This is a genomic window from Pseudomonas sp. LY-1, from assembly GCF_053502595.1.
On sequence record NZ_CP094353.1, the window covers coordinates 2,989,834 to 3,003,042 of the forward strand.

At 63.6% G+C, this 13,209-nt stretch carries 13 protein-coding genes; 1 reads left to right on the forward strand and 12 read right to left on the reverse strand.

Annotation, left to right across the window (positions count from 1 at the left end; all coding sequences use genetic code 11):
* Positions 1 to 10 precede the first annotated feature (10 nt).
* The 7 genes from MOQ67_RS13835 to MOQ67_RS13865 form a co-directional block, all read right to left on the reverse strand.
* Positions 11 to 2,473, reverse strand: a complete 2,463-nt coding sequence (locus MOQ67_RS13835; RefSeq protein ID WP_198718140.1) for a TonB-dependent siderophore receptor — start codon at positions 2,471 to 2,473, stop codon at positions 11 to 13.
* Between the two features lie 97 nt (positions 2,474 to 2,570).
* Positions 2,571 to 3,521 carry a FecR domain-containing protein gene (locus MOQ67_RS13840; protein ID WP_104903401.1) on the reverse strand — a complete coding sequence of 317 codons (951 nt, stop codon included), beginning with the start codon at positions 3,519 to 3,521 and terminating at the stop codon, positions 2,571 to 2,573.
* Positions 3,518 to 4,039 carry a sigma-70 family RNA polymerase sigma factor gene (locus tag MOQ67_RS13845; protein WP_046383803.1) on the reverse strand — a complete coding sequence of 174 codons (522 nt, stop codon included), beginning with the start codon at positions 4,037 to 4,039 and terminating at the stop codon, positions 3,518 to 3,520. The genes MOQ67_RS13840 and MOQ67_RS13845 overlap by 4 nt, the downstream gene beginning before the upstream one ends.
* Positions 4,040 to 4,248: 209 nt before the next feature.
* Complete coding sequence (locus tag MOQ67_RS13850) at positions 4,249 to 4,674, reverse strand: GNAT family N-acetyltransferase (protein WP_198718141.1); 426 nt, start codon at positions 4,672 to 4,674, stop codon at positions 4,249 to 4,251.
* A 384-nt stretch (positions 4,675 to 5,058) separates the two neighbouring features.
* Positions 5,059 to 5,550 carry a GNAT family N-acetyltransferase gene (locus MOQ67_RS13855; protein ID WP_102617916.1) on the reverse strand — a complete coding sequence of 164 codons (492 nt, stop codon included), beginning with the start codon at positions 5,548 to 5,550 and terminating at the stop codon, positions 5,059 to 5,061.
* 297 nt (positions 5,551 to 5,847) lie between these two features.
* The gene (locus MOQ67_RS13860) at positions 5,848 to 6,141 is read right to left on the reverse strand and encodes a hypothetical protein (protein ID WP_046383799.1); all 294 of its coding nucleotides are present in this window, start codon (positions 6,139 to 6,141) and stop codon (positions 5,848 to 5,850) included.
* Between the two features lie 288 nt (positions 6,142 to 6,429).
* On the reverse strand, positions 6,430 to 7,845 hold the full coding sequence (locus MOQ67_RS13865) for a purine-cytosine permease family protein (RefSeq protein ID WP_046488423.1): 1,416 nt from the start codon (positions 7,843 to 7,845) through the stop codon (positions 6,430 to 6,432).
* Positions 7,846 to 8,061: 216 nt separating this feature from the next.
* On the opposite strand from MOQ67_RS13865, the gene MOQ67_RS13870 reads away from it, so the two are divergent.
* Complete coding sequence (locus tag MOQ67_RS13870; RefSeq protein ID WP_046383797.1) at positions 8,062 to 8,973, forward strand: LysR substrate-binding domain-containing protein; 912 nt, start codon at positions 8,062 to 8,064, stop codon at positions 8,971 to 8,973.
* An 83-nt stretch (positions 8,974 to 9,056) separates the two neighbouring features.
* Here MOQ67_RS13870 and MOQ67_RS13875 read toward each other — a convergent pair whose 3' ends face one another.
* The 5 genes from MOQ67_RS13875 to MOQ67_RS13895 all read right to left on the reverse strand — a co-directional run bounded on the left by MOQ67_RS13875 (position 9,057) and on the right by MOQ67_RS13895 (position 13,174).
* Positions 9,057 to 9,449: a hypothetical protein gene (locus MOQ67_RS13875; RefSeq protein WP_141123522.1), complete on the reverse strand. Its 393-nt coding sequence runs from the start codon at positions 9,447 to 9,449 to the stop codon at positions 9,057 to 9,059.
* A gap of 133 nt (positions 9,450 to 9,582) precedes the next feature.
* Positions 9,583 to 10,725 carry an acetylornithine deacetylase gene (argE, locus tag MOQ67_RS13880; RefSeq protein WP_198718142.1) on the reverse strand — a complete coding sequence of 381 codons (1,143 nt, stop codon included), beginning with the start codon at positions 10,723 to 10,725 and terminating at the stop codon, positions 9,583 to 9,585.
* Complete coding sequence (locus MOQ67_RS13885) at positions 10,722 to 11,399, reverse strand: DUF1028 domain-containing protein (protein ID WP_198718143.1); 678 nt, start codon at positions 11,397 to 11,399, stop codon at positions 10,722 to 10,724. The genes argE and MOQ67_RS13885 overlap by 4 nt, the downstream gene beginning before the upstream one ends.
* A 10-nt stretch (positions 11,400 to 11,409) precedes the next feature.
* Positions 11,410 to 11,820 (reverse strand): RidA family protein, encoded by a 411-nt coding sequence (locus MOQ67_RS13890; RefSeq protein WP_046383793.1) that lies wholly within the window; start codon positions 11,818 to 11,820, stop codon positions 11,410 to 11,412.
* Positions 11,821 to 11,842: 22 nt separating this feature from the next.
* Positions 11,843 to 13,174 (reverse strand): flavin-containing monooxygenase, encoded by a 1,332-nt coding sequence (locus tag MOQ67_RS13895; protein WP_370737531.1) that lies wholly within the window; start codon positions 13,172 to 13,174, stop codon positions 11,843 to 11,845.
* Between the last annotated feature and the right edge of the window lie 35 nt (positions 13,175 to 13,209).

Here is a 13,209-nt window from a genome sequence, read left to right on the forward strand (position 1 = left end):
GGCCGTCAGCCTAGAAGTCCCATTTAGTCGCCAGTTGCAGGCTGCGCGGTTCGCCGTAGAAGCCGGTGCCGAAGTTGCCCAGGCCCGTGTAGTACTTTTTATCGAACAGGTTCTTCACGTTCAGCGTGGTGCTCAGGTGCTCGTTGAAGCGGTAGCGGGCCATCAGGTCGACCAGGTAGTAACTGTCCTGGGTGATGCGTGCGTTCTGGCCGAAGTTGACCGTGTCGTTCGGGTCGGGTTGGAACACGTTGCCGAAAAACTCGCTCTGCCAATTCACGCCGCCGCCCACGGTGACATGCTCCAGCGCGCCGGGCAGGCGATAGCTACTGAACAGGCGCACCACCTGCTGCGGCGTGGTGGTTTGCAGCACCGAGCTGTACACATAACTGTTGTTGGCATCGCGGGTGTGCTGGTAGGTGTAGCCGGCCGAGATGTTCCAGCCGTCCAGCACTTCACCCGACAGTTGCGCCTCGAAGCCCTTGGTGGTGGCGCCGGCAATCGGGCGGTACACCGAATCGGTCTCGAAGCCCGACACGTACTCGGCGACATTGTCCTGCTCGATGCGGAACGCGGCAAAACTGGCATTCAGGCGGCCGTCGTAGAACGCTGCCTTGAGCCCGGCTTCATAGGTGGCGCCTTCGATCGGGTCGAGCAGTTTGCGGTCGGCGTCCTTGCTGCTTTGCGGGCGGTAGATCTGGGTGTAGCTGGTGTACACCGACCAGGTGTCGTTGAGGTCGTAGACGATCCCGGCATACGGCGTGACCACGCCGCTCTGGCGATAGGTGGTGCGGTTGTCGGCCTTGGTCGGGTCATAGAAATCGGTGGTGTCGGTGCCGCTGAACGTGCTGACGCGCGTGCCGAGGATCACTGACAAATCGTCCGTGGGTTTCAAGCGCGTGGCCAGGTAGGCGCCGGTCTGGCGTTGCACGATATCGTTCTGGCCGCTGCGCGGGATATCCGGTTTGGCGTACTCGCCGTGCCAGTCGAAAATGCTGCCGCCCACGGCGGGGTAAATCGAACCGTAGACCGGCACGTCCTGCTTCGAGCAGGTGGCCATAAAGCCCATGATCAGCTCGTGCTCGCGGCCAAACAGGTTGAACGGCCCGCTGAGATTGACGTCCAGGGTGTTCTGTAACTGGTCGCCCTTGTACTTGCCCATGAACATGTACATGCCGTCGCCGCTGACCGGGTCCGGGTTGCCGCCGCTGGCGGAGGCGAGCAGGGTGTCGTGCTGACTGCGCTTGCGGTCGAGGCTGACCTTGAGCGACCAGTCGTTCGCCAACTGCTGTTGCACCGAGGCGAACAGCGTCTGGTTCTGGAAGTCGCGGCGGCTCCAGTCGGCCGCCGGGTTGAACGAGCGCGAGAAGTGCGTGCGCGAGCCGTCGCTGAAGAACATCGGGAAACCGGTCCAGCTGGCGCCACGGGAGCGGGTGTCTTGCTGGTCGATACCGAAGGTCAGCAGGGTGTCGGGCGTAAGGTCCGCTTCAAGGATGCCGTAGCCGATGTCCTTGGTGTGCTGGTAGTGATCGAGATACGACTGGCGGTCCTGATACACGCCGACAAAGCGTCCGCGCAGATTACCCGACTCGGTCAAGGGGCCGGAAATATCGCCTTCGGTGCGGTAGTTGTCCCAGGAGCCGAAGGTCTGGGTGACCGAGGCCTTGAATTCCCGCGTGGGCTTTTTGCGGATCAGGTTGACCGTGGCCGACGGGTCGCCGGAACCGCTGAGCAGGCCGGCCGAGCCCTTGATGATTTCCAGGTGGTCGTACACTGCCATGTCGGTGCTGGTGGTGCCGTAGTCGTACACGCCGTCATAGGTGGCGTTGACGCCGTCGTACTGGAAATTGGTGATCGGCAGGCCACGGCTGGAGAACTCCCAGCGTTCGCTGTCGTAGTTCTGCACGCTCACGCCGGGGGCGCGGCGCAGGGTGTCGGCGATGCTGTTGGAGCCCTGATCGTCCATCTGCTGGCGGGTGATCACCGTGACCGACTGCGGGGTGTCGCGCATCGACAGCGGCAAGCCGGTGGCCGAGGCCATGACACCGGTAGTGTAGGCATGGGTGTCTTCGGTGATAGCGCCCAGGCCCTGGCCGGAAATCGTCGTGGCGCCCAGCTCCAGCGCGCCGCTGTGGGCGGGGATCAGCTCCAGCACGTAACCGTTGTTGCCTTGGGGCAGCGCCTGCAAACCGCTGCCCTGCAACAGGCGCTGCAAACCGCTGGTCGGGGTATAGCTGCCGTTCAGGCCGGGGCTGGTTTTACTGGCGGCGAGGCTGTTATGGCCGGCGATGAACATTCCGGACTGTTCGGCGAAGCTGTTCAGCACGGCGACCAGGGCGCCGCCAGCGATGCGATAACTGCGCGCGGCTTCCTGGGTCGAGGTCGGCTCGGCGGCGTACAGCGTCGGTGCGCCGAGGCAAAGCAGGGAGGTGGCCAGCGCCAGTGGGCGCAGCGCGAAACGAGCAGGTTGCGGCATGGAGGTGTCCCTTTGGATCAAGTCGATCGGCGAGTTGAAAGCGTCTGCAGGGTTAACCGAACGAGTGTCGAAAAAGGGAACTGGCGGGTGAAATTTTTTACTGCGGCCCGACGCTGACCCACCACGGCATCGGCCGCTCGACCCGAATCGGCAGCGCGGCTTGCAGCAGGTGCAGGGCCTGGTCGCTGTCCTTGAGCGGGAACGAACCCATCACCGGCAACTGCGCCACGGCCGGATCGCAGCCCAGGTGGCCGGGGCTATAGCGGTTGAGTTCGGCGATCAACTCGCCGAGCGGCAGGTTGTCCGCCAGCAGCACGCCACGGCTCCAGGCTTCACGGGCCGGGGAGGCGACGCTGGCGGTGTTGAAGTGGTTGCGGGTAAACGTCAGCTGTTGGCCGGTGTCGACAATCCGTGGGTGCGGGTTGAGCGTACTCACCCGCACCCGGCCCTCGAACACCGTGAGCTGGGTATGTTCATCACCTTGCACCACGCTGAAGCGCGTGCCCAGCGCCTGCAGCCGGCCTTGTTCGGTGTCCACCAGGAACGGACGGTTGGGGTCCTTGGCGGTGTCGATCAACACTTCGCCAAAGCGCAGGCGCAGCAAGCGTTGCGCGGCATCGAAGCGCACATCCAGCGCGCTCAGTGCGTTCAGCCACACGTGGCTGCCATCGGTCAGCAGCGCGTCGCGGGTCTCGCCGTTGGCAGTCGCATAGTCGGCACTCCAGCCGCTTGCCAGGCGGGGCAGGGGGCTGTGGCGCCAGGTGCCCCAGGCCAGTGTCGAGCCGACACCCAGCACCAGCAGGGTCTTGAGCGTCTGGCGCCGCGAGCTGCGCAAGGCCCGGCTGGCGCCATGGGGTTGCTCCAGCAACGGCGCAAAACGCTGGCTGACGCGCTGCACGTACTGCCAGGCCGCCAGGTGCTCGGGGCTTTGCGCAACCCAGGTTTGCCAGCGCAACTGTTCGAGCGCACCGCCTGGGGCCTGCAGGCGCACGTACCAGTGCGCAGCCTGCTCCAGGCTGGCGTGGCTGAGCTGGCCGGGGCGGCTCATTGCACCAGCATCCCGTCGAGTTCGGCTTCCAGAATCGCGCAGTGCAGCAGGGCCTGGGCCATGTACTTCTTGACCATGCGCTCGCACACGCCAAGCTGTACGGCGATCTGCTTGTAGGGCAGGCCGTGCAAGTGCGCGAGTAAAAAGGCCTCGCTGACCTTCTTCGGCAGGCGCGCGAGCATCGTGTCCACTTCGTAGAGGGTTTCGACGATGATCGCCCGCTGCTCCGGCGACGGCTGCTGCGCTTCCGGGCGTTCGGCCAGGGTTTGCAGCCAGGCGCGTTCCAGTTGGCGGCGGCGCCAGTGGTCGATGCACAGGCCACGGGCGATGGTGGCCAGGTAGGAGCGTTGGCCGACGTGATCGGTCTCGGCCAACGGGCGGCCGAGGATGCGGATAAACGTGTCGTGGGCCAGGTCGGCGGCATCCCAGCGGTCGTTCAGGCGCCGCCGCAGCAGGCCGAGCAGCCAGCTGTGGTGGGTGCCATAGAGGTGGGTGAAGGAGGTCGACACACTGTCCATCCAGCGCAAAGGCTTTGGTGTAAATAAGAATTGCTCGCGATTAAACCAAAGCGTCGGGTTGTGCGCAAATGATATTGGTTTGCTTTTGTGAGGCTGTATCGATGGATTGAAGAAATCAGCTCGGGCATCAAGAACCTGGATACCCAGGCCATCATCTATTCACCCGTCGGTACCGGCACGTTGATCTCCAACCAGTGAACGCCTGAATCTCACAGCTGTTTCGACAGAAACACCCGGCTGTTGCCCTCGGGTTCACAGGCGATTTCGCCAAACCGCACCCAACCGTTCTTCTCATAGAACCCCGGCGCCTGGAAGCTGATGGTGTAGAGCACGGCATTGCGACAGCCGCGGCGTCGGGCTTCGTCTTCGAAGGCGCGCAGCAATCGGCTACCGATGCCGGAACCGCGCAGGGTCTCGGGCAAGTGGAAGAGGTCGAGGAAGGCCGTGCCGAATGCGCTCCGGCCGGTGATGCCGCCGAGCACCTGCTGGGTGTGCGGGTCTTTGACCAGCACGCTCAGCGGGCGTCGGTCATGGTAGCCGGTGGCTTGTTCGTTGAACGCCGCCAGGCCGTTGCCGAGGATGCGTTCGGCGTCGGGGTTGGGCTGGTCGCTGATTTCAATGAGAGGAGGCTGCATCGCGCTGGATTCCTTGTGGCCCGTTGTCCGACAAGCGTCTAGACAGTTCTTTATACGATTGAGTGTGGGCGTGATCAGGGTTTTTCGACCAATAAAGCGCGTACCTCCTCTTCCTGCAACTGCTTTTCCCTGGCTTCCTGGCGCGCCTGCTCCTCGGCGCGTTACTTGGCCTCCCGGCGGAACTGGTCGACGGATAAGTTTCGGAGGTGCTCGATGTCCTGCGCAGTGGCACCGAATGCAACCGGCACCATGGCCATCAACGGGGCTGCGATCAAAGAGGAGGTCAACAAGCGGCTGATACGTGCCCTGGACATCAAAGCACTCCGAGTCAATTCGTGGTGCCTTGTTGGGCGCTGCAACAAGGATAAGTTCCCAGGGTGGCTATTAAAAAGCCATCACCATCTCATGCCACGCCATCCCGCCATGATCCGACGCTGACGGCTGCACGTAGCGGTAGCCCAGGCGGGTGTACAGCGCCACATGGCGGTCCTTGCACATCAAGTGAATCGTCTGCTTGCCCAACGCGCGCATGCGCTGCACAAACTCGCGCATCAACGCGGTGGAATAGCCCTTGCCTTGGTGCGCCGGGGCGACCACCACCGACATGATCACCACATTCGGCGCCTCGGCCGCATGGCCGACCAACTCCTTGAACGCTTCATCCGACATCACCACCTTGTGGGCGCAGCCGCTGTTGATGAAGCCCACCACCTCGCCATCTGCCTCCAGGATCAAAAAGCCTTGCGGGTATTGCGCAATGCGCGTGGCGATCTTTTCCAGGGTCGCGGCTTCGTCGCCTTCGTAGGCAGTGGTTTCGATGTCGAAGCAATGGGCGGCGTCGCTGGGGAGGGCGTTGCGAAAGGAGAGGGCGGGCATGCGGTTTCCTCGGGGGGTAAGCGAAAGGCCACATGATAGCCGGGTGTCTATAGCGCCGCCATTGTGGCCTCTGGGTCGACCAGGATGTTCGGCCAGCGTGGTTTAACGGGGCCAAGTGACGGGGCTTGGTGAACGTCCAACTGCTGGAGGCCGGACTCGGTCAACGGTGGGAGCTGTCGAGCCCCAGCGAGGCTGCGATGGCGGCGGTACAAACACCATCAAATCCACTTCCCCCGCCAACTTCCAGTTCACCAGAAACCAGAAAACCCGCCAAAGCGGGTTTCCTCAGCACTTACATCAACTCACCGCAGGCGAATCAAACCCACGCCGCTCCATCACCGTAAACACATCCGCCACATCCTGGACCATGATCCGGGCGGTGTTGGCGACGGTATTGATGTCGTGCTCGGCATAGTCGGACACTTTGGAACAGGCCATCAGGTGCAGGTAGGCGAGCGCGGCATTGAGGCGCTCGCTGGCGCAGGCGTGCAACTCGCTGAGCGGGGCGTCGCTGTCGATCAGCAGGACCGGGTAGTCGGTTGCGGTTTGGGACATGGGGGTGAAGCGGCGGGGCGGATTTTGATTGGTCATGAGGTTCGATTCTATTTGGGTAAAAAGAATCACCACCTTGCTGCTGCGAAACAGATTGGGTGGCAACTGTGCGCGGGTTCGCAGACCAGGAAGAATCACCCCCGGCAGACCCGAAGGTCTCCCACGCACAGCCGCCATAAACGAGGCGCAGGCGGACTTCGCCTGAGGGTCTGATGACTGTGCAGGTTGATTCTATTGTGTAGGGCTGCGAAACCCTGTCGCCGACCAATGCCAGCGACGGGGCGAACTATAAGGTGCGGTTAATCGAGGCGCAACCGACAGGCTGTTTCAAACTCCACCCACCAGCGTCCCCTCCGCCATCCGCCGCTTATACGCACTGTCCCGACTCGCCAACCAGAAATACAACGGCGACGTCACCACCAACCCCACCACCCACGACAAATCCGCGCCGTTGATGTGCTGCGAAATCGGCCCCACGTACAGCGGTGTGTTCATGAACGGAATCTGCACCGCGATCCCCACCGCATAGGCCAGCAGCGCCTGGGGGTTGTAGCGCCCGTAGATCCCGCCGTCCACGCGGAAGATCGATGCAATGTCGTACTTGCCTTTATGGATCGCGTAGAAGTCGATCAGGTTGATCGCCGTCCACGGCACCAGTACCACCAGCAGCACCAGGACCATGTCGACGAAATGGCCGATAAAGTCTTTCGAGGCGAATACCGCGGCCACCGAACAGGCCGCGAGTACGATGATCGAGATCACGGCGCGGCTTTTCGCGGTGGGGATCCAGCGGTAGGCGAAGGTCTGCACCAGGGTGATGATCGACAGCACCGCACCGTACAGGTTGAGGGCGTTGTGGCTGATCACGCTGAGCAAGAACAGCACCAGCATCAATGGGCCGATGGCGCCGGTGGCGAGTTTGACCGCGTCCATGGTGTCCATGCCCACCGGGGTGGCGAGCACCGCGACGGCGCCGAAGATGAACGACAGGCTCGAACCCAGCGCCGAGCCCAGGTAGGTGGTCCAGAAGGTCGACGCGACGGGTACGTCGGCCGGCAGGTAGCGCGAATAGTCGGAGACGTAGGGCGCGAACGCGATCTGCCACAGCGCCGCCAGGGACACGGTGGCCAGCCAGCCGGAGAGGTTGAAGCTGCCGCGGGTCAGAAAGTCGCTGGTCTGTATATGGCTGAAGATGTAGCCGAAACCCAGCACGATCCCCGCGCCCAGCACCCAGGTGCCGATGCGGTTGAGTACGTGGATGAAGCGGTAGCCGATGATGCCGATGATCCCGGAACCGATGGCGCCGATCACGATGCCCACCGGCACGGGCACGCTGTCGACCACACCATGCAGGGATTTACCGGCCAGCACGATGTTGGAGGCGAAGAAGCCGATGTACATCACCCCGGCGATCACCACCACCAGCAACGCGCCGAGGGAGCCGAATTGTGCGCGGCTCTGGATCATTTGCGGGATGCCCATCTGCGGGCCCTGGGCCGAGTGCAATGCCATCAGCACGCCGCCGACCAGGTGGCCGACGAGGATGGCGACGATGCCCCAGATCAGGTTGAGGTGGAACAGTTGCACGCCCAGCGCACCCGTGACGATCGGCAACGGCGCGATGTTGCCGCCGAACCACAGGGTGAACAGGTCTCTTACCTTTCCGTGGCGATCTTCCGGGGGCACGTATCCAATCGTGTGTTTTTCGATAAGCGGGGCGCTGGATGTTGCAGTGGTAACCATGACGAGCTCCAAGGCAAGGTGAGTACGTTGACGTACTTCGCTGTACGCCGCTCAGCGGCGCTTTGTTGTTGGAGCGATCATCTGCAATGGGGGCGGGGAGGTAAATTAGTAAGTTTGTTGCTATAGACCTTAAAAAAAGTATCTCGCATGGCCACGCGCTCCGGTATGTTGCCCGCTTGTGTCCTGGGGCGAAGTCCCACATTTGCGGAGGGCCCGATGGCTGCCTATAACCTGCGCCAGCTCAGATATTTCGTCACCACGGCCGAGTGCGGCAGCGTCGCCGAGGCGTCGCGCAAGCTGTATATCGCGCAACCGTCGGTGTCCACCGCGATCAAGCAACTGGAAGACAGCTTTGGCGTGCAGCTGTTTATCCGCCATCACGCCCAGGGCGTGTCGCTCACCCCCAGCGGCGCGCGCTTTTATCGCAAGGCGCTGGAGCTGCTGCGGGTGGCCCACGAGTTCGAGCAGAACGCGCTGGCCGACAATGACGTGGTGGCGGGGCAGATCGATATCGGCTGCTTTGAAACCGTCGCGCCGCTGTACCTGCCGCGTTTGATCGCCGGTTTCAAGGCGCGCTGGCCGGGGGTGGAAATCCGCATGCGCGATGGCGAGCAGCAGGAGTTGGTGCAGGCGCTGACGGCCGGCAGTATCGACGTGGCGATGCTGTTCGAGCATGACCTGGGCGCGACCATCGAGACCACGCCGTTGATGCCGCCGCAGCAGCCGTATGCGCTGTTGCCGGCCGATCACCGCTTTGCGCAGCAGGCCAAGGTGTCGCTCGCGGACCTGGTGCTGGAGCCGATGATCCTGCTGGATGTACTGCCGAGCCGCACGTACTTCGTGAGCATCTTTGAAGAGCGCGGCTTGACGCCGAACATCGTGTTCAGCTCGCCGTCGATCGAGATGGTGCGGGGCATGGTGGGGCGCGGGTTTGGCTTTTCGATCCTGGTGACCAGGCCGTTTACCGAGTACACCTATGATGGCCAGAAAGTCGTGTGCCTGCCGCTGGCGGAAACCGTCACCGGCTCGGGCTTGTCGGCCGTGTGGTTGCGCCGCGCACCGTTGACCAAGCCGGTGCAGTTGTTCGTCGATTACTGTCGCGAGGAGCTGGCGCGTTTGCTCGCCTGATCGGCGTGCTCAAGCCTGGGCCAACAACGCATCGGCCCGGCTGTCCTGGGTCACGCAGGCGTCAACTCTGATCGGCGCTGGGATTACTCCTCGGGCCCGACATTCCGGATGTTCAGTTGCTTCAACCGTGCGTCGAGTTGTGTGCCGAAGTTGTTGACCGCCTTCAAGTGCCCTGGGCTGTAAGTGTCATCCGGACGGTCCGGGCGGAAGTGGACGGACAGCGGCACCACGTTGCCCGGCGGGTTCAAGTTGTTATCGAGGTAGGGCCTGCCGTGGCTCGGGTTCAGATCCTTGATACCGTTAGCTTCTGCCACGTCAAAAAAGACATCCAGCGTGCGGTATGCATCCTCTTCTCTTACGCCCATGCGTATGCTTTCCCTGTCAGGTACACCCGCTTCGGGGCGCTGACGCAACTCTTCAGGCGGCGCAGCGTTGAGCGGGTTGTTCAACGGCGAGTGCGGTGGAATTCCTATCATGGTCAATACTCAAAGGCTGTTGAAGTGAAAACGGCTATTAGCCGTTTTCCTATGTGGGCCGCCTTCAAGTACGGTTCCATCAGCTGCGGGTAGCGATTGATGCAGGGTATGTCGCCGGCACAGCCGAGGGTCGTCAACGCAGCGCGTTCAGCATGCTGTGCAACATCTGATCGCACTGTGCCAACTGCGCCACACTCACAAACTCGTCCGGTTTATGCCCCTGGTCCATGCTGCCGGGCCCGCACACCACCGTGGGAATGCCCACCGCGTCGAACAACCCGCCCTCGGTGCCGAACGCTACCGTGCCGAACGCCCGCGAGCCACAAAATGCCGCGATCAACTCGGCCGCCTCGCTATGCTGATCGGTCATCAGCCCCGGATACGCCGACAGCTCGGTAAAGCGAATCGCACTCTGCGCGCTCACCGCCTGCATGCGCGGCAATACCTGCTGCTCGGCGTAGGCGCGCAATTCATCCGCCACCGCTTGCGGGGCCTGGCCCGGCAGCGCGCGGACCTCAAAATCAAACCGGCAGTCGGCGGGCACGATGTTCAACGCCTTGCCCCCGCCAATCACCCCGGTTTGCACAGTGCTGAACGGCGGATCAAAGCGCGCATCCTGCTTATCGCGCAGCCGTTGGCCGATGCGTCCCAGTTCGCCGATCAATTCGGCGGCATGCTCGATCGCATTCACGCCATGGGGCGCATACGCCGAATGACAGGCCGCGCCATGCACATCGCAGCGCATCGCCAGCTTGCCTTTATGGCCGAGCACCGGCTTGAGTTCGGTCGGTTCGCCGATGATGCACAGCATCGGCTTCACCGGCCGCTGCGCCAGCACGCTGAGCAACGAGCGCACGCCCAGGCAACCGACTTCCTCGTCGTAGGAGAGGGCGATATGCACCGGCCGGCGCAACGTCGCTGCGACCAGCGCCGGCACCAGGGCCAGCACGCAGGCGATGTAGCCCTTCATGTCCGCAGTGCCCCGGCCGAACAGCCGGCCGTCGCGTTCGGTCAGTTCAAACGGCGGCACGCTCCACGGTTGCCCATCCACCGGCACGACATCGGTATGCCCGGACAGCACAATCCCGGGCACCTCCACCGGGCCGATGCTGGCAAACAGGTTGGCCTTGGTGCGGGCCTCGTTGTAGATCAGTTCGCTGGCCACGCAGTGACTCGCCAGGTAATCGCGCACAAAGGCGATCAACTGCAGGTTGGACTCGCGGCTGGTGGTATCGAACCCCACCAGCGTCTGCAGCAATGCGCGGCTGCGGCTCATCGCTCGTCCCCGGCGACGCCATAGCCGGGCGCGTGGTCGGGGGCCAGGGCGCGGTCGATGTAGGCCTGCACTTGTGGGCGATAGGCATCCCACAGCGTGTGCAGTTGGCCGATCGGGTTGGCGTCGGCCCAATCCACCCGCAGGTCGATGATCGGCCAGGTCAGCTCGCCCACCACCTGCAACGCGGCCGAATGCACCGGGCCGGCTTCGCCACCGGCGGCGATGGCGGCATGCATCGCGGCCAAGAGTCGATCGGCCAGTTGGCCTTCGCCTTGCTCGAAGGCCTGGACCATCGCCTCGATCACTGCGCGGTCGGCGAGCATATTGCCGGCCGCGACGCACTGTTCGCCCGACACCGCGTGGTGCTTGCCGAGGGTTTGGCTGCCGCTGAAATGCACGCTGCGGCCCAGGTGATCGATCGCGGTCAGTTGGCGGTATTGGCTGTAGCCGTTGCGGGTCAGCGCCAGGTCGATTGCGGCGGCGGGGGCCAGGCCTTGTTCCAGCAGGTCGAGCACGTCCGGGCCGAGGGCCGGCAGCGTGATGTTCTGGGTCGCGACCGCACCGACACCCGGCCGCAGCCAGGGGCAGCGTGCGCCGACGGCGATGCTCGAAGAGCTGATGGCGATGCCCAGTTGGCCGGTGTCGGCGCAACGGCCGACGATTGAAAAGGTCATGTACGGCTCCTTACTCGGGAATCACGGCGATCACATCGATTTCCATCAGCCACTGCGGCTGGCCCAGGGCCGATACCACCAGCCCGGTGGAAATCGGGAACACGCCCTTGAGCCATTTGCCGACTTCCTGGTACACCGGCTCGCGGTAGCGCGGGTCGATCAGGTAGGTGGTGGTCTTGACGATATGGCTGAGGTCGCTGCCGGCTTCTTCCAGCAGTTGCTTGACGTTGCGCATGGCCTGCTCGGCCTGGGCACGCGGGTCGCCGAGGCCGACCAGGTTGCCGTCGAAATCGCTGCCGACCTGGCCGCGCACATACACGGTGTTGCCGGCGCGCACGGCCTGGCACAGGTCATTGTCCAGGCTCTGGTTGGGGTAGGTTTGTTTAGTGTTGAACATGCGGATGCGCGTGTGGGTAGGCATCAAAAAACTCCGGGAAAAATGATCAGGCGCTGACAGGAGACGGGCGCACGAGCGGGGCCGCGACGCGATATTCGAGGTACTGACGCTGGGTGGCGATATGGTCGGCGAGGTATTTGGCGTCATGCCACACGCCCCAGATAAACGACGAGCCACGGCGCGACTGCCAGGGCAAACCGAGGAAGTAGATGCCGGCCTCGCTGGACACGCCGCGCTGGTGCTGCGGCTTGCCGGCAGCGTCGAACGCATCGACCTTTAGCCAGCGGTAATCCACGGCAAAGCCGGTGGCCCAGATGATCGAGGTGATGCCGGCGCGGGCCAGGTCCAGTTGCAGGATCGGCTGTTTCACGCACTCGGCATCGGCGAAGACGCGCCGGGCTTCGGGCTCCACGGGCAGGTCGAGGCCGTTGCGTTCGATATACGCATCCGCCGCGTCCAGCAGGGCCAGGTAGTTTTCGTCGCCGCGTGCGAGGTTCTCCAACAGGGTGGGTTGGAAGGTGGCCACGCCGCCATGGAAAGACTCGGTGGGCCCGACCAGGGTCATGCCGCGCAGGGCCAACTCGCGGAAGTCGATGGTCTTGCCGCCGTGGGCGCCGCTCACGGCAATGGTCACGTGTTCGCGGCCGGGCTTGATCGCGGCCTGGTCCCATTCGCCCAGCACACCGAGCCACCAGCAGAAATCACGCTGGCGATAGGCACGCGGCGGGCGGTCGTGGGCGCCGACCGACAAGTAAACCTGACGGCCGCTGCGCTGCAGTTCATCGGCGATCTGCACCCCAGACGAGCCGGCGCCCACCACCAGCACCGCGCCTTGGGGCAGTTGGCCGGGGTTGCGATAGTCGGCGGAATGGATCTGATGCAGTGCCGTGTCTGTCGGCGCGATCGCCGGGATCACCGGCGTCTGGAACGGCCCGGTCGCCGCCACCACGCGGTTGGCTTCGATCACGCCGTCGCTGGTGTGTACGGTAAAACCGGGGCGGCCGACATTGCGCAGCACCGAGGTGACTTCCACGCCGGTGCGGATCGGCGCATTGAACTGGCGTGCATAGGCTTCGAAGTAATCCGCCACGCGCTCTTTCGGCGCGAAGGCATCCGGGGCGAGCCCTTCGAAGGCGAGGCCGGGAAAGCGGTCGTGCCAGGCCGGCCCGTTGGCCACCAACGAATCCCAGCGGCCGCTGCGCCAGCGCTCGGCGATCCGGCTGCGTTCCAGCACCAGGTGCGGCACGCCGTGCTTGCTCAAATGCTCGCTCATGGCCACGCCGGCCTGGCCGGCGCCTACCACCAGGGTGTCTGTTTGGGTGATTGCTTGCGTCATGTGTCTGTCCTTGCGTAATGCAGTTGGATTCAGCTTGGGCATGACTTCAAGGTAGGGGGCGGGCGGTTTTTAATAAA